Source organism: Streptomyces sp. NPDC032091 (assembly GCF_055580265.1).
Map to the genome: position 1 here is coordinate 38,189 of NZ_JBVILR010000008.1, position 19,236 is coordinate 57,424.

The window sequence follows — 19,236 nt, forward strand, 5'->3', positions numbered from 1 at the left end:
GCTGAAGTCGAACGGGCCGGGCGATCACTGTGCTAGCGAGCGAGATCGTTCCTTACCGCTCACCACGTCCTGATTGCTCCCCGAGGCCGTTACGAGGCCGCCTACCGGTACCAGGAACGCGAGGGCCACCTGGAGGTCCCCTACGACCACACCGAGGGGCCTACCCACTCGGGAGGTGGCTGCCAGACCAGCGCCGCGCCTACTTCGAGCTCCACGGCACCCTTGGCGGGATGCCCGGCCGCGGACACGTCGAAGATCTACCGTCCGAAGCGCACCGGACTGGGGTGTGGATCGTCAACCGGAAACAACGCCGCGACCGCCTCGACGCCGGACAGCTCGCCGCGCTCGCCGCCCTCGGCATCGACTGGGCCGCGTCGTGAAATCGGGCTGGCTGGCGCAGAGTCGGGCCGTCCCCCAGCCTCCACGTTCCCCCTCGGAATCTGGGCTCAGCCTCTGGACCTCGGAGGTCAGGGCATCTCCCAGTTCTCCTGGTAGAAGCTGGGCTCGCTGATACAGGTATCACCGGTGCGGGCGGTGCCGATGGACATCTGGACATGGGTGTCACCTCTGTCGCAGACAGCACCGGCTCTTTTGCCGCCGAACGATCATGACCGGTCTCCGAAGCCGGTCGACGGGCGGGACAACCAAGGTGCTGCCGTTATTTCCCGTGGACATCCAGAGTGCCGGTGATCACTGAACGCCGCTGGAACCCACGAACAAACGACGTCGATTGACGGGCTCTGGCTCAACTTCTGTGGTCAGCCGTGGATGCCTGGCCGTGCAGTCCCGCGCCGATGCCCGATCGCGCAGGTCAGGCCTCCGGCGCGCCATGGAGCCGAGCCGGTACGACCGTCGCTCCACAGAAGTTGAGCCAGAGCCGATTGACGTGAACGAAGCCAGACCCCCGACCCACTCCCCCGCGTCGGGGGCCGCACCATGGCCCACCGACCCCGGCGGGCCGGCAACCGGACCGACCACCACGGATCGACGAGAACTCCCACGAGCCTCAACCCGCCCAGCCGACCGGTCGCGGGCCCTGACCCCGCTGTCGCTCTACCTGGCCGCCGTCACCGTCCCGCGCTTCTCCGCCGGGCACGTCGACGACCTGCCCGGAGCACACCCCGAGGTCGACTGGGCGCAGCTACGCACGGTCGGCAAGGACCGGCGCTCTCCCCTCGCCGGACTCCAGGTGCAACCGGCCTGAGCGCGCCCGGCCCCCGCCCTGATAGACGACACCTCTCCCCCTCGGCTATCGCGTGGGAAAGACACCTCATGCAGTTAAGCCGTCAACTCGTGGGGTGTTCGCCGGCCCATCGCGTCCGTTGAACTTCGGCCCTGGCCCCCGGCTCCGGACCTTGCTGACAGACCCGAACCGAGAGGGCGGTACGTGAGCTTTGGGCGGGTTCAGCGCCTGCGCTGGCTAGAGCGCCGAGATGGAAGCAGGTGCGCGTTCGCTGCGGCTCAGTGCGCGCAGGACATTGGTCGCGCCGTGCCGCCGCAAGGCGATTCGGGACAGCAAGTCCACGACGGTTTCGACGGCAGGAGCCGGGAACTCCGGGGTCGGCAACCCGACGCTGTGTGCAAGGTCGTCGGAGTGGATGACGAGTTCCAGGAGCCGGCTGGTGATGAAGTCGTCGAGACTGATCGACCACGGCCCCCAGGTGGGACGGCGAACCAGGCGATCCGGACTGGTGGGCAGGGTGCCGCACAGCTCCTCGACACATGCGGTGACTCGTGCGGCCAGGGCGGCCGGACCCTCGGCTGCCTCTTCCTCGCCGCCGGTTCGGATGGCCTGGTTAAACGGGGTGTCAAGGTCTGAACCGATCCAGCTGACTCGCGCGTAATACTCGTGGATCGAGATGGCGGGCTCGGTAGGTACTGGCTCTGCGAGCACCGTGGGGATGAAGAAGACCTGCCCGGCCAGGTGACCTGCCAGACCCTGGACGCTGAGCTTCGCCAACGCGGAGGGCTGGTACCAGCCGTCTGCCACTTCCGGAGCGGCCAACAGCCTCGCCGCTCTTTCCGCCACGCTCAGGTAAAGCTTCCTCGCCTGCGTCACTTTGCTGTTCCCCCTGTCGCCGTCGGTGGGTGCCTGCCCGGTCAACCTCGCGGAAAGGGCGACGCATTCCCGGGGGTGACCCGGCCTATCCAGCTGGCGTCCACGAGCCCGGCACCGGGAACGACGGCGACGGTCTCCGGCTGGGCCGCAACCACCCCCCTGCTCCCGGACCTGGCGGTCCCCCTCCGGTACGCGAACCTCCCGTCGTCGCGCCGGCCCAGCTCCGCCGCACTGCGACCTCGCCGCCGCCGATAGGCGGTGCCCGAACCGCTGCTCGCGCGTGTCGCACCGCGGCGGGGCTCGTCCCAGAGGGATGCACCGGCGAGGGCCGGAAAGGTACTCGTCACTCCGCGATGGCGACGAGTAGCCACGAACACGGGCGGGCGCAGTTCAGTGGCGGTCGGCGCCGATGGTGTCGCTGTCGCGTAGAACTGCCAGTGCGAAGGCGAGGCGCTTGTCCAGCCAGCCGTCCCGCTTGACGAAGTACCAGCGGGTGCCGTCGGTACGGCGGGGGAAGGTGAGCACCGCTTCCCCGTACTCCCCACCCGCCTCCTCCCTCACGTCCTCCACAACCGCCGACCAAACCACCGGCTTGAGGCCCCCGGACCCCGTCGCTTCGTCCGACCCGAAGGACAACAGGGAATCAACGATCCCGTCAAGGACGTGGCCCACCCCGCGCCCCAGGGACGCTCCTGGGCCGCCCATCGCCCACGCGCGGGGGGCCACGACCGCCGGATACCCGGGCTGCTCGATCCACAGGCCCTGCTGGGTGAGCCGCTTCGTGACCGGGGTACGACGGATGAACCCGATCTCCCGGCCCGCGTGATCCTTCACCTGGTAGCGGTCGGAGCCGTCCGGCAGCACCGTGCACAGCAGTTGCCGCCCGGCCTCGTCCTCGAAGAGCCGGAATCCGCCCTTCGCAAGGCTCGCGGCCGGCTCCAGAGGGACGATGTAGACGCCGGGGACCATGTACTCCTCGCCCCCGCGCATCCTCAGGGACCGGACCGCATGCGCGCCTTCACCCCGCTTCGACCTGCGGAATGTGTTCCGCATCGTCCTGCCCACCGTGAACTGGGTGATCTCGTCCCAGTGCACCGTCTCGAAGGGTTCGTCCCGCATGTCGCGCCCGAACACCATCAGCTTCCCTTCCTCGGTCGCCGGATACCTCGGCTCCCTCTGCGGCGGCACGACGTAGCCGCCGAGCCGGGTGGCGGCCTCACCCCGGCCGGCCCCCTCAGCCGAGTGGCCGGGGGCTGGCGGTCTACGTCGCGAACCACGTCCGGCAGCGGGCCACCTGAGCCGATGCCTCGTCGCAAAAGAGTCAATGGGAGGAACCGGTTGTCAGTCCTTGAGCTTGTACTCGCAGGGCTTGGGCGACTTGCCCTCCTGGTTGTCAGCGACCTGCTTGCCGTCGACCTTGATCGTGCACGGGGCTGGCTTGAGCATCCCGTCCGGGCCCGTGACCGAGCCGGGCACCACCGAGACCGTGACGCCGACCTTCAGCTCGGCGCCCTCCAACTGCATGGCCTCGGTCTTGGTCCAGGGCAGTGTCACCTGGTCGAAGTGGTTGCTGTTTCCGTTCCACATGACCTGGGACGCGCCCGTACCGCCCACCTCGAAGACCACTTGGTGCGGAACGCCCTTCTTCCCCGAGGACGAGCCGCTTGCCTCGCTGCTCGCGGAGGCGGCCGGTGCGGCCTGGCTCGCCTTGGCCGGTCTGTCGTCCTTCTTCTCGCTGCCGCACCCGGTCACCAGGACCGACGCCGCGAGCAGACTGGTGATGAGTGCTGCTGTCTTGCGCATGTGCGTGCTTCCCCGTTGCTGAAGATCAGTGTTGGTGCGGTAACGACCGTAGATCATGCCGCTGCTCGGGTGGCAACCGCCCAAGGGGTGGGGCCTGGAACAGGGTCAGTGGCCCAGGTAGGGGCGGGATGGTCTGGTGTGCCCGGATGGCGTCCCGCAGGTGGGCGGGGGGTCACGAGGATGGCGTCGAACGCCTCGATCCAGCCGTGGGGCATCTGGGCGGCGGGAAGGAAGATGCCGTGCCCATCGGCGCGCAGCCGGCGCAGGATCGTCTGCGATGTCCTGGGGCTCCCCCACCCGGCCAACCCGGCGCCTGTCCAGCCCCTGGGCGTCGGTCGGCTCGCCGAAACTCGGTGACCGCGAGGAACCCGGGCAACACCACGTTGGCGGTCGCACCATGGGGTCCCCGCTGCTGTGCGAGCGTGCGGTTCCACGCCATCAGGGCCGCCTTGGCGGCGCCGCAGGCCCCGTTACCCCGAAGTGCGGCGACAGAGCCGATGGTGATCACACGACTGCTGGCCCGGGACAGGCGCGGAAGCAACACCTCCGTGAGGAGGACAGCGGGCGATACGTTGCCGTCGAAGACCTGACGCCATTGTCGGGCGACGCCTTCAAGTCCCCCCTCTGCCGCAGGTCCGCCGCGGCCGCTCGCGTTGTTCACCAGCACGTCGACACCGGCCGGAAGGCTCTCCAGCACCCGCGCGACCTCCAGCGGGTCGGCGTGCGTGGATGCCCGGCGTGCCCGGACCAGCGCGGTGGTGGGACCGGTGGCGCGGGGCCGGGCGTCAGGGTGCGGGCTACTTCTGGCTGATGGGCAGGGCCAGGTCGGCGACCTGTCAGCCGCGCGGCTGTATCAAAGGATGCGGCGGGTGTCGGGCGGTCGGGCGCACAGCTGGATGCACGTCTGCACGGGCCGAGGTGCGAGCAGGGCTGCGATCTGAGCCAGGACACCAACTCCCCCAGCTGTACCGCGCCACCGGTCAGGCAGCACCCAGCAGCGCCCTGCACCGGGACGCGTGAGGGTGGCCGCTTCGGGCCAGGCCATGGCCCGGGTGATACGACCCTGGGGGCCATGGCAGCCTTGCCTGCGGCATGCATGGAGCGGTGAGGACCTCAATCGAGCGCGTCACCGCTCGAAACCGGACGCGCCGCGTGAGGTGCTGAAGGACCCCCGAGCCCCGTGAGGCCCGCCCTTTCCCGTACGCGTGCCCGCGTTCCGTCGCAACCTGGCCTGGTCTCGCTCTGCCGGGTGGCTCCGATTGCCGTCACCGTCGAGGGGAGATCGGTCAAGAGAAAGGCACGTCTTGGCAACATCCTCGCTGCCCTCACCGCGCAACACCTTGATCACTTGGCAAGGACGCTTACTACTCCGGTTCGTAGCGGTCGTGCAAGGCAAATTCGCCCGCCATCGTTTCCGGCCGGATGTCGCGCTGCGCAACGCCGTCATGCGGGCCGCCCACAGGCGCGGCGTAACGAAGTCCGACTTGATGCGCGTCACAGAACTGTCAGCGCAAACGGTCGCCAAGGCCCTGGCAGGCAAACCGACGGACCAGTAGTCCCCCTCCCCGCGGGCGGAGCGATCGGTGGCGTGGAAGTTCGGGAGGCCGCAGCCCTTTCGGGGGGGGGCAGCCGCCGCTGGAGGTGGCGGCGGCACGCCTCCCGTCTTCCACGACACCCGGCGTCTTGCCGCAACGGCGCGCATCAGCCAGCTGGGCTGGGGTGCTTCGCCAGACGGACCCTCGTCTGGCGACAGGGGGTATCCGGGCGCGTGGGCCCTCGGGAGGCTACGCGTGTGCCGGGCGCAGGTGAACGCACATGATGAAGTGTCAGGTACCGGCGCCTGAACGCGGTAGGTGGGGGTGGCATCGGCGCCGTCGACGACGAGCACCATCTCGCCCCTGGTGACGCCGACGGCTCGGTCACGCCCGGCCGGTGGGGGTAGCTGGGGTACTCCTCGCCGGGTTCCAGTGTCCAGCGCCAGTCTTCGGTGGCCGCCGGACCGCTGGCGCCAGCACGAGCCGGGCCTCGGCCGCGCTCGCCCGTTCACAGAGGCGTGACGGTGCCGGCGCCGACCACGCACACGCGCGGTTCGGGGCCCAGGGCAACCCCGACTTCGCCACCCTGGTCCCCTCGCTGACACCTCGGCGTGTCCGTCTGCGCACCGGTGGAAAGCAGCCGTCACCCTTGCTGACGAGGTCAAGGGTGCGGTGGGGCAGCCGGGGCATGCGGGAGGGTGGGGGTGTGGCTGTGGCGGCGGGGGAAGGGACGGACTCGATGACGATCGTGGTCACCACACCGACCGGGCACGTGGGATCGAGGGTGGTGCGGTTGTTGCTCCAGGCCGGTGTCCGGCCCCGAGTGCTAGTGCGTGATCCGGCCCGTCTGGACGAGGGGACGCGGGAACGGGTCGAGGTGCGCCAGGGGGATTTGACCGATGCCGGGTTCGTGCGGGAGGCGGTGGCCGGGGCACGGACGGTCTTCTGGGTGGATCCGACTCCCCACACGACGGCGGACCCGGTGGATGTGTCGCTGGCGACGGCGGCGCCCCTGGTGTCGGCCGCCCGGGCGGGGGATGTGGGGCGCGTGGTGCTGCTCAGCAGCGTCGGGGCGGAGAAGCGGCACGGGGTCGGGCACATCGACGCCCTGGGTGGCATCGAGGCGGAACTCGATGCCACCGGCGTGGACGTGCTGCACCTGCGGTGCGGGTACTTCTTCACCAATCTGCTGCTCGATGTGGAAGGGCTGGCGCGAGGGGTGCTGACCACGGCTTTTGATCCCGGCCGTCCGATGCCGTGGGTGGATCCGCGCGATGTCGGGGACGTCGCTGCCGCCCGGCTGCTGGCCGACAGCTGGCGGGGGCGGGTGGTGCAAGCGGTGCACGGGCCGGAGGACCTCACCTTCGAGCAGGTCGCGGGGATCCTCACCCAGGCACTCGGGCGCACGGTCCGGGTGGAACCCGTGGGGGACGACGCGGTGCGGGAGGCGCTGCGCGCGGCCGGGCTGCCGGCGTCGGCAGCCGAAGGGATTGTCGGGATGGCCGCCGGGTCGCGGGGCCTGGTTCCGGAGCAGTCCCGCGATCTGCTCACCACCACGCCGACCCGGCTCGCCGGCTGGGCTCACGCGGAGCTGCGCCCGGTACTGGAGAAGGGGGCGATGGGGGGCGGTTCCTGAGCCGCGTCCCGGGGTGGGCCGGCCTGCTGCTCCGCGGCGGTAAGGGCTACACGCAGGGCTGGTAGCCACTGGCCGCGTCGTCGGTCTGCGCTCCGCCTCGGGCGCAGACCGACGACGCTCTCCCCAGCGGGGCGCTCGCACCAGCCGGCTTCGCAGCACCCCGACTCTCCACTGCGGCCTCGGGGGTGGAGCGGCACCGAACCGCTCTGGGCTGACCGAGACCAGCACCGCTCACAGCCGAACCAAGACGACGGGCCCAACCCCTGCATGCTCGGGGCCCGATGCATCGTCCGGATCAGCCGGAATCCGCTGCCCTCGCCGAGGCGAAGAGTGGATCATCGAGGGCATGACCCTGCACGCGCGAGACACCGTCACCGGGCAGCTCGTAACCCTGACGCCGGACCCTGCCAGTGCGGACCATCTCGCACCCGGCCCGTTCGCGTCCGGCCGATACCGCTGCTTGAGCTGGGGGAACCCTACTGGCCCGTCTCGTCGCAGCGGGAGCCACTCCGCGTACGCCCCGCGGTTCTCCCATGGCCAGGGTGCCGCGGGCGAGGCCGACGGATGCCCGGCCCGGGCCGGTATCCAGCGGGATGCCCAGGAGGTGCTCCAGGTCGTCATCAACCTCCGCGACCACCTGGCGAAGGCGTGGCCCGGCGTGCGGACCGCGGCCGAATGCCCTGAGCCCCAAACGCCCGGAGAAGCCTCGCCGCCCGCCGCCATCGTGGCCACGGCCGGCGGCCAGGCCCTAGGAGCGCTCGCGGCGTAGCCGGTGGCGCGGCGCCGCGCCACCGTTGGTGGCCCGGAGTCGTCTTCTATGGGGATGGGCGGGTGAGGGCCTGCCAAGCCGTGGAGGGGCTGTGGATCGGGGGAGGCTTTGTGCTGCGGGAGCTTGACGCGCGGGCAGTGGCCGGGTGCCCTCGGCGGACTGGGCCATCCACTGCAAGGTCTGCGATGAGCCGGGCAGGGCGCCGTCCTGCCGGGGCGGGCCGGAGATCCAACTGGTCAGGGTGAAGCGGTGGTCGGCGAACGGCCAAGAGGGATAGTTCGCGGCGGTGACCTCGATCTGGTGGGTCGGCGCGTTGCGCCAGGCCGTCGTGCACGACGGTGTCGTAGAAGCGCAGCTGGCCGCTGCCGTGGCCGCGGGGGCGGCGGTGCATGAAGTAGACGGCGGTGACCGCGGTGGCGGGTCGGCGACCTTGGGCGCGTGGGTGTGGATGCCGAAGTAGCTGCCGTCGCCTTCCGCCGAGGCGGACATCGCGGCGTGGGTAAGCTCCGCGCCCAGCCTGAGGGCCTGCTGTACGTCAGGCAGGCAGTCGGCCAGGTGCCGGCTGAAGGCCACGCTGCGGACCTGAAGGACCAGCGAGGAGCGGCCCTTCAGGGACAGGTCCCCTGGTCAATGGGTCCAGCACTGCCCCGGGACGGAAGTCCGCCTGCCGGTCGATGAGGTGGGTGCATCGCCCGACTCAGGCAATGGCGCGGCCTCGCCATGGCAGCCGTCTATGACCAGACCGCTGGGCCGCCGCTGATTACCTGGTGCGCTCAGTGCGGTCGTCGTACTCTTCGCGGGCGGCGATGACTTCTTCGATGTGCAGCACGGACCACTCCGTGAGCGCCTTCAGCGGTTCCCGTAGCGTCTGGCCGAGCGCGGTCAGCTCATACTCCACGTGCGGCGGCACCTCTGGGTAGACGGTCCGGCTGACCAGCCCGTCGCGTTCGAGGGTGCGCAGCGTCTGGGTGAGCATCTTCTCGCTCACGCCCGCCAGCGCCTGCCGGAGATGACCGAACCGGGAGGTCCCGTTCCGGCCGAGTTCGCCCAGCACGAGGACCGCCCACTTGCTGCCGATCTGGTCGAGCAGGTCCCGCGACGGGCAGCCGCGGTCGTACGGATCGAATGACGGCATGGGCCCGGTCACATTCTCGACAGCAGCCATACGGCTCACCTCAATACTTTCTCAGCGGTAAGTACCCTACCGAGAAGTGGCTACTCCCCAACAGAGAGTGTCCAGGTCATTCTGTGTTCCATCCCGCGGCGGACGGACCGCGGCAGGCGTGCGAGGCACGCGCGGAAGGAAGGAATGACCATCATGCCGATCGTCGTCACCGGAGCCACCGGCCAACTGGGCAGGCTCACCGTCGAGGCACTGCTGCGGCGCGGGATCCCGGCCGCGGACATCATCGCGACCGGCCGGGACATCGCCGGGATCAAGGATTTGGCCGACCGAGGCATCACGGTACGCCGCGCCGACTTCGCGGACACCGACGGCTTGGCCGCGGCATTCGCGGGGGCGGAAAGGCTGCTGCTGATCTCGGCCTCGATCCCCGTGGGCGAGCGGGTCGCCAACCACCGCCGCGTGATCGACGCCGCGGCATCCGCAGGCGTATCGCTAGTGGCGTACACGAGCACGACGCACGCGGACACGGCCACCACCGTCATCGGTGCCACGCACAGCGAGACCGAGGCGTATCTGCGGGACCGCGGAATCCCCAGCGTGCTGCTGCGCAACGGCTGGTACCTGGAGAACTACACCAGCCAACTGCCGCAGATACTGCAGAACGGCGCGGTCGTCGGCGCCGTGGGCGAAGGGCGGATCAGCGCCGCGTCCCGCGCCGACTACGCCGAGGCCGCAGCGGTCGTGCTCACCACTGAAGGCCACACCGGCGCCGTGTACGAGCTCGGCGGCGACGAATCCTTCACCCTGGCCGAGCTCGCCGCCGCGATCTCCACCGCGGCCGGAAAGCAGGTTGCCTACGCTGACCTCCCGGTGGCGGACTTCGCCCAGGTACTGGCCTCCGCGGGCCTACCCGCCGAGCTGGCGGAGGTCCTCGCTGACGCTGACCGCGGTATGAGCCGCGGCGAGATGTACACCGACTCTGGCGACTTGCGCCGCCTGATCGGCCGGCCGCCCGTGCCCCTGGCCGAGGCACTCGCGGCCGCCCTGCGTTACTGAGGTTGGACGCGGGATGTGGCCGGGCTGCTCAGGTGGGTCTGATTGCCAGGCCGGTCTCGGCGAAGCAGCCGTGTATGAGTTCGCTGCGGTACTGGATGTGCCGTAGGCCGCGCCGGCTGTGCTGGACGGGGTTCAGGGGTGCTGAAGGCGACGTTGGAGAGCCGAGGCCCGGGACTGCCGCCGAGGCCAGACAGGCAGCCAACCCGCCTTCATGGCCTCGGCAGGAGCGGCTCCAGCACTGCCCACTGCTCGTCCGTGAGATCTACCCGACCCATGAGCCGTTGGCTTTGTCCACGAGAACCGGTTCTGGCTCAGCTTCCGTGACGACCCAGCAGTCAGGCTCGCCAGCATCGGGACATCAACCATCGGGACTCGGGACGGCCGCCCTGGCGCCGCCCCCGCAGGTGAACCCACCGACCCGGCGACGTGGTCCGGGCCAGCCCCGGGGACTTGATCAGTCATGACCACCACCCTCAAGCGCGCCGCTGCCACCGCCGTGCTGCTCGCCGCGGCGCTCGCTGTCGCGGCTCCAGCCGCCGCCCAGACCCGTGTGGCCGACCCCAGCTCCTGGCCCTGGCAGGCCGGCCTCTTCGTCAAAGCCGTCTGTCGTGGACCCCGTCCTCGGCGACTTGTCCGGATTCTTCTCCGATATGTAGAGCGCACATTCCACGCCCGACGCCGCGGCCGCCCGAGGCGGCCCGCGGTCCGGACGGGGGCGGCGTACCGAGCTTGGTGCGCCGGAGCAAGTCCCCTGCTGACGTCGAATGAGAGCGCGGCGGCACGCAGCGGATGGAGTGCTACGCCAGGCAGGCGTCGGAATGACTCCCGCTCTCGGAGGCGTAGCCATAGCCGCGTCCGCCGTCGTGTCACGGAAGTTGAGCCAGAACCCGAGGGCGGCGGGGACGATGGCCAGCCCAACGACACGGTGGGCATCGACCAGGCAACCATTCAGCAGGGCTGATCCCGCCAGGTGACCTGGGCCGCCACGTCGGCGGAATGCCCAGGGTCTGCCCGACACGGGCGGCCACATAGGCCGGATAAGGGCGTGCAGCTGCTGTTGTTCGCTGCGCGGCCAGGACCGTGCAGCGCAGGCCGCCGCCGGGATGCCACTCCCCCACCGGGGCTGATGCGTTGCCGTGTTCAGCGCACCAGGACGCCGGGATCAAGCCGCCGCAGTCGTGCCGGGCACAGACGCAGCCCTCCGCCAGGCCGGTCCCGGCACTCCGTGCCGCACCACTCTGCCCGCCGGGCCTTCGGCGGCGGCGTCCCTCACCCGGGCCGGTCACGCCAGCGTCAGCCGCAAACCGCCCGACCCCGACCGGAACCGGTCGATCACCCGCACCTCCGCCAACGGCCCCGCGCCGGGCGCGGTCAGCCGGCGCACCGACGCCCCCACCTCCCCCGCTGCCAGGGCCCCGAGGTGTCGGCGTCCTCGTCGGTAGACCAGCCCGGCAATGAGTCCTCGCCGGACTGTGGACGGTCATTCATTTCTCCAGGACCAACGTCACGTATTTCCCGGGGTGCTCGTCTGCTCCGCGGTTCGCGGGTTCCCGTCAGAGGTCCACTCGGTGCTCGGCAGCCGACGGGTCATCGACCGGACCGCGGCGCAAGGTGACGTGAGCCGGGCGGAAAGGTAGGCCTCGCAGGATGGGGGCCATCACAGCGAAGAGCGCGTCGGCATCCGGCCCGTAGGCGTAAAGGAGCACTTCGCCGGCTCCGAATTCATGTCCATCGAACGCTCCGGCGCCAGCCTGCTCGATCGCTTCCGTTAGCAGCGACTTGGCCCGACGGACGGTCTCCCGTTGGCCGGCTTCGCCGAAGCCGGCACCGCCCAGTCGATAGCGGGCGATGACGGCGTGCTCGACATCGGTTTGTGTTTTCTCTGTGTCAGCCATGTGGGAGACGATCTCATCCCGAACTGACATCAGCGCCGGCAAGCCTTCCCAAAGGTTGTCCCGTAACTGGTCTTCGACAGCACGGGAGTGGCTGGCCGGGTTCCCTTTGGTGAGACGGTGACCTCGGTTCACCCCTGTGACCGGACGACACGGCAGCGGGTAGCAGCCCTCCTCCCGACCACCTTCGACCCCCTGACCTGCGGAGATGAGCAGGGCCCCTGTTATTGTGCGCCAATGTCAACGATCAAACAGTTCCAAGTGGCCTTCGACTGCGCGGATCCTGTGCGCCTCGCCGCCTTCTGGTGTGAGGTGCTGGGGTACGTCCTGCCGGCGGTCCCGGAGGGCTTCGCCACATGGGAGGAGTGCTTCCGCTCGCTGCCGCCCGAGGATGCGATCTACTTCGCGTGCACTGATCCCTCGGGCGTGGCTCCGCGCCTGCTCTTCCAGCGAGTTCCCGAGGGCAAGGTCGTCAAGAACCGGGTGCATCTCGATGTGCGGTCCGGCGTCGGGCTCGTGGGCGAGGAGCGCCTGGCCACACTTGAGGCCGAATGCACACGGCTGATGGCGCTCGGCGCGAAGCACGTGCTGACGCAGCGTGCGGATGGCGTCAATGAGTCGTGCATCACGATGCAGGACATCGAGGGCAACGAGTTCTGCCTCACCTGATTTCCCCTGCGAGACCGCGAGGTGGAGGGGGAGGGCCAGGCCGGCTGCGGCGATGAGGGCCGCGAAGCCTTCCCGGGTCGGGCGGCGCATTGGGGGCTTCTTGCCGTGGTTGCAGAGGTGTCTCAACAGGATCCCCGCACACCACCGCATACGCCTGAAAGTGGGGGAACCCTAAACGCTGTGCCGATGTAAAGGCCGAACCCGTACACAGGGGGCCCTATTGGAGAGCGAGCTGGTCCAATGCTGTGGTCCAGTCCGTGGCGATGGCATTCTGCGCCGCGGTGCGCTGTACCCTGCCCGAGCAGACCGCCTTGGACAGCTTCGCCTCCACGGTGTCCTTCGCGTGGGGCCGGCGCCGGGCTTGTGGTCGGGAGACGGGGGGGCGACCCAGAGGTTGCGCGGATCGTCGGGGTCACCGTCGAGGATGACGGGGATCTTTGAAAACGGCCGCTGCCGCTCTTCGCCTCACTCTGTTGTTGGTTGAACAGTGTGGGGAGAATGGGGATCGGCGAGCATGCGTGGGCCCCGCCGATCGTTAGGTCGGCGGGGCCCGGTGATCGTGAAGCTCAGCTCGTGGTCAATTGATCAGATCGCACTTCGAACTCGACCCGTCCGTCCAGTGATTCGAGTCCCCAAGGTGTGACAGAGATCGTAAGCGTGTCCGCGGCGGTGTTCAGGATGTCGCAGAGGATGCCGACCTCGACGGGATAGGCGGAGTCGGGGGTCAGGTCGTCGCCGGTGAAGACGGGCCACTTGTCGACGAAGGCCCATTGCTGCTGGTGGGCGTCGGTGAAGCGGACTTCGACCAGGCCGGGCTGGGGTTCGTCATCGACCCATCGGACCGCTTCGCAACGAAGGAAAACCATGGGCAGAGCCTGCCATCACGGCCTGGGGTCGGCAGCTGGATTTCCGGACTGCCGACTTATCGGTCTGGCTGTCATGGAGCCCTGCGGAGCGGGACGACATCGGGAAGGCCGGTCGGCATCGACGGCCGGGCGGCTTCCGGGGTCGCCAGGAGAGCGACGATGGTGACGGGCTGCTGGCAGTGCGGACAATTGCGGGTCGCGGTGGGTTTCGAGCGGGTCCCTTTCGGGTGCCTGTCGCGAGGCTCGTGCCGCCGACTTGGCCGGTGGGAGATCAGCGAGGGGCGGGGTGGCAGCTGGAGCCGACCGTGATGCTCCTCCGAGCCGGCGGGCGCGGTCTTCATCCCTGGCCTGGTCCCGTTGGCGTTCGGCGTCCTTGCGGCAGGCGGGGGAACAGTAGATCTGGCGGACTGTCCTGAGCGAGTCGAAGGTGCCGTCGCAGACGGGGCAGATGCGTGTCTCGCGGGCTTCCTCGCTGGTGCGGGAGGTGATGCGGCACTCCTCCGAGCAGTAGATACGTCGGAGGGCGGCGGTCGTGACGAACTCGGTGTGGCAGGAGGGGCAGACCTGCTGGACGGGCCTGCGCTGCCGGTTGCTCTCCTTGCAGGTGGGCGAGCAGAAGACCTGGCGGCTGGTGTGGGTGGCGACGGTGAAGACCGATTCGCAGACGGGGCAGCGGCGGGCCATCTCGGATTCGACCTCGGTGACGGGAGGGTGGTCAGGAGACACGGGCGTTCACCCCGGCGCGGAGGGTTTCCGCCTGTTCCGGTGGCCGCGGAGCCGGTAGGAGGGGCCGTCGATGCCCGCGACAGCAGCCCGGTGCAGGAGGCGATCGAGCATGGCTGCCGCGACGGTCGCGTCACCGAAGGCGCCGGCCCAGTCGGCGATGCCGACGTTGGTCGTCAGGATCGTGGAGGACTTCAGATACCTCTGGTTGATCACCTGGAAGAGGGCGGAGGCGCCGTCCTCGGGCAGCGGGAGGTAGCCCAGTTCGTCGATGATTAGGAGTTTCGGGCCGGCGAAGAAGTTCATGCAGGACTTCCACCGGCCTTCGAGAGCGGCTTTGTGGCAGCGGGCCGAGAGTTCGGCGGCGGTGGTGAAGTAGACGCGGTGCCCGGCTTCGACCGCAGCCCGTCCGAGTGCGACCGACAGCATCGTCTTGCCGACGCCGGGCGGCCCGACGAAATATCCCCATGAAGGACGAGCGAGATCAGGTGAGCGTACTCGCTGTCACCGATCGGGCCGGTGTAGCCGTACCACTTCGCGTTCGCCTGCTTCTCCGGGCCGGTCATCGGCGGCCCTCATTGATGTCGCCGGGCTGCACTTGAACCGGCACGGAGCTCGTCCTGAGAGCCTCCTGCAGCTCCGGCCACGCCGGATCGTCCACATTGACCAGTTCATCGATGCCTCGCATCCGACGATGGTCGCACCCTCCGGCATCGGCTCATCGTGTGGGCTGGGCCGCGCTCACCCGCAGGCCGGGGCGATGGGCCGGGCAGCGATTGTCTGGTTCACGTGGCAGCTGTGCCTGCTGGTAGTGGCTCTGGGGGAAGGCGATCGAGTCATCGAAGGTGGGCGTCCGCGTCGGATGAACCGCTGAGGGAGGCGAAGGCCCACAGATGGCCGACGTGGTTGAGCGCAGGGGATGTGACCGAAAGGCCTCCTCGGTGGCCCGCGCCAGGTCAGCGACCGCCTCGCAGGCCGCGTCCAGCTGCAGCAGCAGAGCCAGTGCCTGCTTGCCCATGGCGTCATCGACGAGGGGCAGTTGCCGAGGGGCCTCCTGGCGGAAGAGCTGCTGGATTGGTTCGGCGTCCGTCTCGATAGCCCCGACGGCGGCCGGCACGCCGGAGCATGGCGGGCAGCTTCCACATCGCCAGCTTGGCCGCCAGAGCAGCTCTGGGCGCTACTGCCAGGATGCGGCGGACATCGGGACGGGTCAGGGATTGCCAGGCTTGTCCCTGTCGGTGCGGATGATGTTCGCCAGGATCAGTGCGTCGCCCGGGTCGGACTCCTTGCGACTCACCCCGTGGCGGTCGCGGTAGCGGGAGGCAGCATCGGGTTGACGGCGTAGATCTGCCGAGGCCCCTGCCTCAGCGTGGCTACCGGCAGGCCGCGGCTGGTCTCGATGGCCACTGGGATAGGCGTCTCCGCGGTGTCGCCGTGTTCGGCCAGGAGGTCGAGCAGCAGCCGGTAGCCGTCCAGGTCGTCGTTGATGCGGCACTTGGCCAGCAGCTTGCAGGGGCTTGCCCTCCTGTGCCTCGCAGCCATGCGAGCTTCGGCTCAACGGCAACGCTGCCGCCGGGTGGATCGGTCGGCGGGACACGAGCGGTGACGGTGGCGGGAACCCGCCGAGTCGTGCCGGGCGTCGTACAGGGATGGGATGGTTCATTCATATCAGGGAGGGTGGATCCATGCGCGGTGATCGGCTGACCGACGACCAGTTGACGAGGACTTTCCGCGCCGTGCTGGAAGAGGTGCTGAGCGGCCAAGGCTTGCGGACCTGCACCGGGCTGGACATGGAAACGGATGACGCACTGTGGGAGATCGTCAAGTATGGTCCGGGGGCCCCTCCCGAACTCGTCGACGCGGCCCGGGCCGCCTTCGCCGGACAACTGGACGGCAGCAACGCTGCGCGCTGGCACGCAGAGCTGATGCGCAAGTTCGAGGCGCGCAAGCAGCAGGCCGCCGAGCGCGAGTCAAGGCCGAGGGCCACCAAGGCTCGTGGTGGTGCCGAGCCGCCGGCGAAACCGCTCAGGGCAAGGCCGACCCCAGTGCGTGCGATACGCGTCAAAGGCGATCAGACCTACCTCGACCAGTACGGACGCACCTGCTACGAGGGGGATCTCTTCACCGGCGAAGTCGAGGAACAGGCGGACAACGGGCACACGGAGGTGCTCGGCACCTACTTCTTGGGCATCGAGCACGGGCGGCAGCAGGAGTGGTGGCCGGACGGGACCAAGCGGGCCGAGGGCGTGACCATCATGGGTGCCGCGGTAGGTGAGTGGCGGTACTGGCACGCCAACGGCCAGCCGTCGGAGGTGGTCGTCTTCGACGAGAACGGCCACGCGATGTCGAGAAAGCGCTGGAATGCCGCAGGTGAAGTGATCATGGATCATGTGACACGCCGGGCCTGAGCCTGAAACACCGAACACCGAAAGCGCTCGCACCCCGACAGCTGCACCCCGGCCGCCCATCGCGGCTGTGTGCAGATGACGTAGGTAGAAGGAGTCTTCTTCCAGCTGTCGTGCTGGAGGACTCCTCTCCCGCAGCCCGGGCCTTGCGCACGCAGCAGGTGTCGACACCGAGCGGTATGGGGCGGCGACCGCGCAGGCCTGGGACCGGCTGAACCCCCGGCTGACCCGCCGGGCGGCATGGGCCGAGCATGAAGGCCCCTTGCCCATCATCGAGGGCACCGTGATCCGGTTGACGGTCGCAAAACTGCCCAGCGGCGGGGCAAACAAGCCCGTCTGGCTCTGGTGGTCCCGCACCAGCCTGCTCAAGCAGACGCTCGGCGGGGCCCGACCCAAGCTGCGGGACTCCGCCGCGGCCGACCGCTGGACCTGGCTTGTCCTGGCCGCCCACGCCCAACTCCGGCTCGCCCGCCCCCTCACGCGGGATCTCCGTCGGCCGTGGGAACGGCCAGCGGAACCGAACAGACTTACCCCCGCCCGAGTCCGCCGGGGGTTCAGGAACCTCCGAGCGAAGGCGGGCACTCCAGCCCGTGCACCGAAACCCACCCGGCCGGGCCCTGGCCGTCCGCGCGGATCGAAGAACCGGCGGACCGCCACCCGATACGACGTCGGACGCGTCCTCGCCACAGGCGAGTCCTACACCAGACCCGCACACCACAAGGTCGGCACCAAACTCCGACGAACTGGATAAACGTCAAGGTCACTACCTGTCTCTGAACCCCCGACAGCACCCCGAGCACGCAGCCCACCTGATGGAGACGCTGCAGCGCTCCGGCCTCCCCCAAGACAATCCCGAGATGTGAGCCCGACAGACCTCGCGTCGAAGATGCAAGAGCTATTGTCAGCGACCCGGCCCGCCAGCCGAATGGTGTCGCATTGGTGATGCGGGGGCCAGTGTCCAGGACCGTCCGGATTCCGCTCGATCAGTTGTGCTCCGTGCTGTCGGCTGCTGGACTTGGGGTGCGCCCCGGGCGCCAGCTCGGGGCGGGACCGACGAACCGGAGGATTCCATGCGATTCACCAGGACCGGGAAGCGTGCCTCGGCCGCCGCGCTCGCCATGGTGGCGATGGGCGCGATCGGAGTGGGGAGCGCGACCTCGGCGCAGGCCGCCGAGGGCTCCTGGTTTATCCGCAGCGGCGGCTGCACCGCGTTAGAGAAGGTCGAACTCCACAGTGGCCACGACTACATGGCGATCGATCCGACCGCCGCCCCCAATGGCTGTGAGTTCGGCATCAGGAACTTGAGCACCGGCGGGTGGGCGTACGGCCCGACCGCCAGCCCCAGCCAGTCGCCCTGGGTGTACGACGGCCCGGGTATAACCCTGAAGGCGCGTTTGTGGGGGCCCTTCAGCGCAGAGGTGTGCGGCCCGGCCAACTGAGCCGCCAACAGCGCGCGGTGCTCGGCCAGGTAGTTGGTGGGCAGGCTGATCTACCCGTACTCGGTGGACCGGTCGGCCAGCGCCTGGCGCAGTGCCGACTCGGGGTCGCAGAACGGGGCGGGCTCGGGGTGCGCTGGTCCTGGCCGAGGTCCTCGTCACCCACGGCGGCCTAGCGCAGCCAGTGCTGAGCCCCGCGCAAGCAGAGCCGGTAGCTTGGTAGCAGGTGGGTTATGGGCCCTGTTAGTGGCCACCACCGTGAGAATGATCAGGGTGGTCCGGTCCACCGACCTTCCCCGCCCCCAGCCTCCGGGTCGAGTTCCCGGTGGGGAACGTCCCGCCCGCTCCGCACGCCCCTGCAGTTCCGTTTGCCGAACGGTCACAGTGACCGTTCGGCAAACGCTTCCGCGAACTCCGCGATCCGGACACTGGCGGGGTGGCCTGCGGCTTCCGGGTTCAGAAACAGGTACTCAACTTGTTCTTTGTCTATCAGCCCGCCCAGGCACATGAGAAGCGCCCCTTAGCCCGCACCTCGCAGCCTGGGGCTGGCCTCGGGTGAGATGCTTCGGCTCATGATCGAGCCGCCTCTTATCGGCATCACGCCGGTGATTCCGCCCGTTGCCACATCCTGGCAGCGCATCGACACATGGTTGGCTCGGCATGCGCCCGCTCGACTCGCAGAGCTTGCTCCTCCGGCATCGCCACATGCCATCGACCAGCTCGAAGTCGCGTTGGGCGTAGGTCTTCCCACCGACCTGCGCGCATCACTGCTATGCCACGACGGGGATTCGTCCTATCTCGGCATCCTGCCGTGCGGCCCGCTGTACTCCACGGATGCAATCGCCGACGTGAGACAGCGGCGCATGCAGATCTGGGAGGGCGAGGACGACCCAGACGAGCAGGAGACTCCGTGGTGGGGAACGCAGTGGATCCCCTTCGCCGGCGGCCATGGCGATGAGCACTTCATCGACGCGGGCCCGGGCTTGTGGCTTGACCATCTCGGTCGCGCCCCGCACGCCGACCACGCCTACTTCCTGGGGTGGCCGAGCCTTGGAACCTGGCTCCACGAGGTGGCCGAGGCCATGGAACACCACGATCGGACCGGCCGGCTCGACTCCGTCGCCCATCCCTCCGTAGACGAGGACGGAGAGATCGATTGGTGAGCAGAGGGACGCGCTGTTGAGTCCGGTCGGTCGTACTCGCTTCGGCATGTCTGGGTCGCTGTGACATCCGGTCTCGAACGACATCTCGAACTGGGTCG

Annotated in this window: 16 protein-coding genes and 3 pseudogenes; 9 read left to right on the forward strand and 10 right to left on the reverse strand. The window is 69.1% G+C overall.

Going from position 1 to position 19,236, the window contains the following annotated elements:
• The first annotated feature begins 886 nt into the window (after positions 1-886).
• The gene (locus tag ACZ5NJ_RS15095) at positions 887-1,204 is read left to right on the forward strand and encodes a hypothetical protein (protein ID WP_468765300.1); all 318 of its coding nucleotides are present in this window, start codon (positions 887-889) and stop codon (positions 1,202-1,204) included.
• A gap of 216 nt (positions 1,205-1,420) precedes the next feature.
• Here the strand turns inward: ACZ5NJ_RS15095 and ACZ5NJ_RS15100 are convergent, their stop codons facing one another.
• The 4 genes from ACZ5NJ_RS15100 to ACZ5NJ_RS15115 all read right to left on the reverse strand — a co-directional run bounded on the left by ACZ5NJ_RS15100 (position 1,421) and on the right by ACZ5NJ_RS15115 (position 4,559).
• Complete coding sequence (locus ACZ5NJ_RS15100; RefSeq protein WP_468765301.1) at positions 1,421-2,059, reverse strand: maleylpyruvate isomerase N-terminal domain-containing protein; 639 nt, start codon at positions 2,057-2,059, stop codon at positions 1,421-1,423.
• Between the two features lie 390 nt (positions 2,060-2,449).
• Positions 2,450-3,196 carry a hypothetical protein gene (locus ACZ5NJ_RS15105; RefSeq protein WP_468765302.1) on the reverse strand — a complete coding sequence of 249 codons (747 nt, stop codon included), beginning with the start codon at positions 3,194-3,196 and terminating at the stop codon, positions 2,450-2,452.
• A gap of 204 nt (positions 3,197-3,400) precedes the next feature.
• A complete protein-coding gene (locus ACZ5NJ_RS15110) occupies positions 3,401-3,862 on the reverse strand; it encodes a hypothetical protein (RefSeq protein WP_468765303.1) in 462 nt (153 codons plus the stop codon).
• A 172-nt stretch (positions 3,863-4,034) separates the two neighbouring features.
• The gene (locus ACZ5NJ_RS15115) at positions 4,035-4,559 is read right to left on the reverse strand and encodes an SDR family NAD(P)-dependent oxidoreductase (protein ID WP_468765304.1); all 525 of its coding nucleotides are present in this window, start codon (positions 4,557-4,559) and stop codon (positions 4,035-4,037) included.
• 1,577 nt (positions 4,560-6,136) lie between these two features.
• Between ACZ5NJ_RS15115 and ACZ5NJ_RS15120 the strand changes: the two genes are divergently transcribed.
• Complete coding sequence (locus ACZ5NJ_RS15120; RefSeq protein WP_468765305.1) at positions 6,137-7,033, forward strand: NmrA family NAD(P)-binding protein; 897 nt, start codon at positions 6,137-6,139, stop codon at positions 7,031-7,033.
• Between the two features lie 1,055 nt (positions 7,034-8,088).
• Positions 8,089-8,262 carry a hypothetical protein gene (locus tag ACZ5NJ_RS15125; protein WP_468765306.1) on the forward strand — a complete coding sequence of 58 codons (174 nt, stop codon included), beginning with the start codon at positions 8,089-8,091 and terminating at the stop codon, positions 8,260-8,262.
• A gap of 300 nt (positions 8,263-8,562) precedes the next feature.
• On the opposite strand, the gene ACZ5NJ_RS15130 is transcribed toward ACZ5NJ_RS15125, so the two are convergent.
• Positions 8,563-8,967 (reverse strand): winged helix-turn-helix transcriptional regulator, encoded by a 405-nt coding sequence (locus ACZ5NJ_RS15130; RefSeq protein ID WP_468765307.1) that lies wholly within the window; start codon positions 8,965-8,967, stop codon positions 8,563-8,565.
• A 144-nt stretch (positions 8,968-9,111) separates the two neighbouring features.
• Here ACZ5NJ_RS15130 and ACZ5NJ_RS15135 point away from each other — a divergent pair, with 144 nt between their 5' ends.
• Positions 9,112-9,984, forward strand: coding sequence for an SDR family oxidoreductase (locus tag ACZ5NJ_RS15135; RefSeq protein WP_468765308.1), 873 nt, complete (start codon positions 9,112-9,114; stop codon positions 9,982-9,984).
• 28 nt (positions 9,985-10,012) lie between these two features.
• Here the strand turns inward: ACZ5NJ_RS15135 and ACZ5NJ_RS15140 are convergent.
• Positions 10,013-10,145 (reverse strand): annotated as a pseudogene (locus ACZ5NJ_RS15140) (transposase); the annotation flags it as partial.
• Positions 10,146-11,537: 1,392 nt separating this feature from the next.
• Positions 11,538-11,879, reverse strand: a complete 342-nt coding sequence (locus ACZ5NJ_RS15145) for a hypothetical protein (protein ID WP_468765309.1) — start codon at positions 11,877-11,879, stop codon at positions 11,538-11,540.
• Between the two features lie 234 nt (positions 11,880-12,113).
• On the opposite strand from ACZ5NJ_RS15145, the gene ACZ5NJ_RS15150 reads away from it, so the two are divergent.
• Positions 12,114-12,545 (forward strand): VOC family protein, encoded by a 432-nt coding sequence (locus tag ACZ5NJ_RS15150; RefSeq protein WP_468765310.1) that lies wholly within the window; start codon positions 12,114-12,116, stop codon positions 12,543-12,545.
• A 566-nt stretch (positions 12,546-13,111) separates the two neighbouring features.
• Here the strand turns inward: ACZ5NJ_RS15150 and ACZ5NJ_RS15155 are convergent.
• The 3 genes and pseudogenes from ACZ5NJ_RS15155 to ACZ5NJ_RS15165 all read right to left on the reverse strand — a co-directional run.
• Positions 13,112-13,411 (reverse strand): hypothetical protein, encoded by a 300-nt coding sequence (locus ACZ5NJ_RS15155; RefSeq protein WP_468765311.1) that lies wholly within the window; start codon positions 13,409-13,411, stop codon positions 13,112-13,114.
• Between the two features lie 732 nt (positions 13,412-14,143).
• Positions 14,144-14,563 carry an ATP-binding protein gene (locus ACZ5NJ_RS15160; protein ID WP_468765312.1) on the reverse strand — a complete coding sequence of 140 codons (420 nt, stop codon included), beginning with the start codon at positions 14,561-14,563 and terminating at the stop codon, positions 14,144-14,146.
• A gap of 490 nt (positions 14,564-15,053) precedes the next feature.
• A pseudogene (locus tag ACZ5NJ_RS15165) lies at positions 15,054-15,640 on the reverse strand (IS110 family transposase); the annotation flags it as partial.
• A 179-nt stretch (positions 15,641-15,819) separates the two neighbouring features.
• Between ACZ5NJ_RS15165 and ACZ5NJ_RS15170 the strand changes: the two are divergent.
• The 4 genes and pseudogenes from ACZ5NJ_RS15170 to ACZ5NJ_RS15185 all read left to right on the forward strand — a co-directional run bounded on the left by ACZ5NJ_RS15170 (position 15,820) and on the right by ACZ5NJ_RS15185 (position 19,138).
• Entirely contained in the window at positions 15,820-16,542 is a 723-nt protein-coding gene (locus ACZ5NJ_RS15170; protein WP_468765313.1) for a toxin-antitoxin system YwqK family antitoxin, read from the forward strand.
• A 163-nt stretch (positions 16,543-16,705) separates the two neighbouring features.
• A pseudogene (locus ACZ5NJ_RS15175) lies at positions 16,706-17,290 on the forward strand (NF041680 family putative transposase); the annotation flags it as partial.
• Between the two features lie 319 nt (positions 17,291-17,609).
• Entirely contained in the window at positions 17,610-17,978 is a 369-nt protein-coding gene (locus tag ACZ5NJ_RS15180) for a hypothetical protein (RefSeq protein WP_468765315.1), read from the forward strand.
• Positions 17,979-18,547: 569 nt separating this feature from the next.
• Positions 18,548-19,138 (forward strand): SMI1/KNR4 family protein, encoded by a 591-nt coding sequence (locus ACZ5NJ_RS15185; RefSeq protein ID WP_468765316.1) that lies wholly within the window; start codon positions 18,548-18,550, stop codon positions 19,136-19,138.
• Positions 19,139-19,236: the final 98 nt, after the last annotated feature.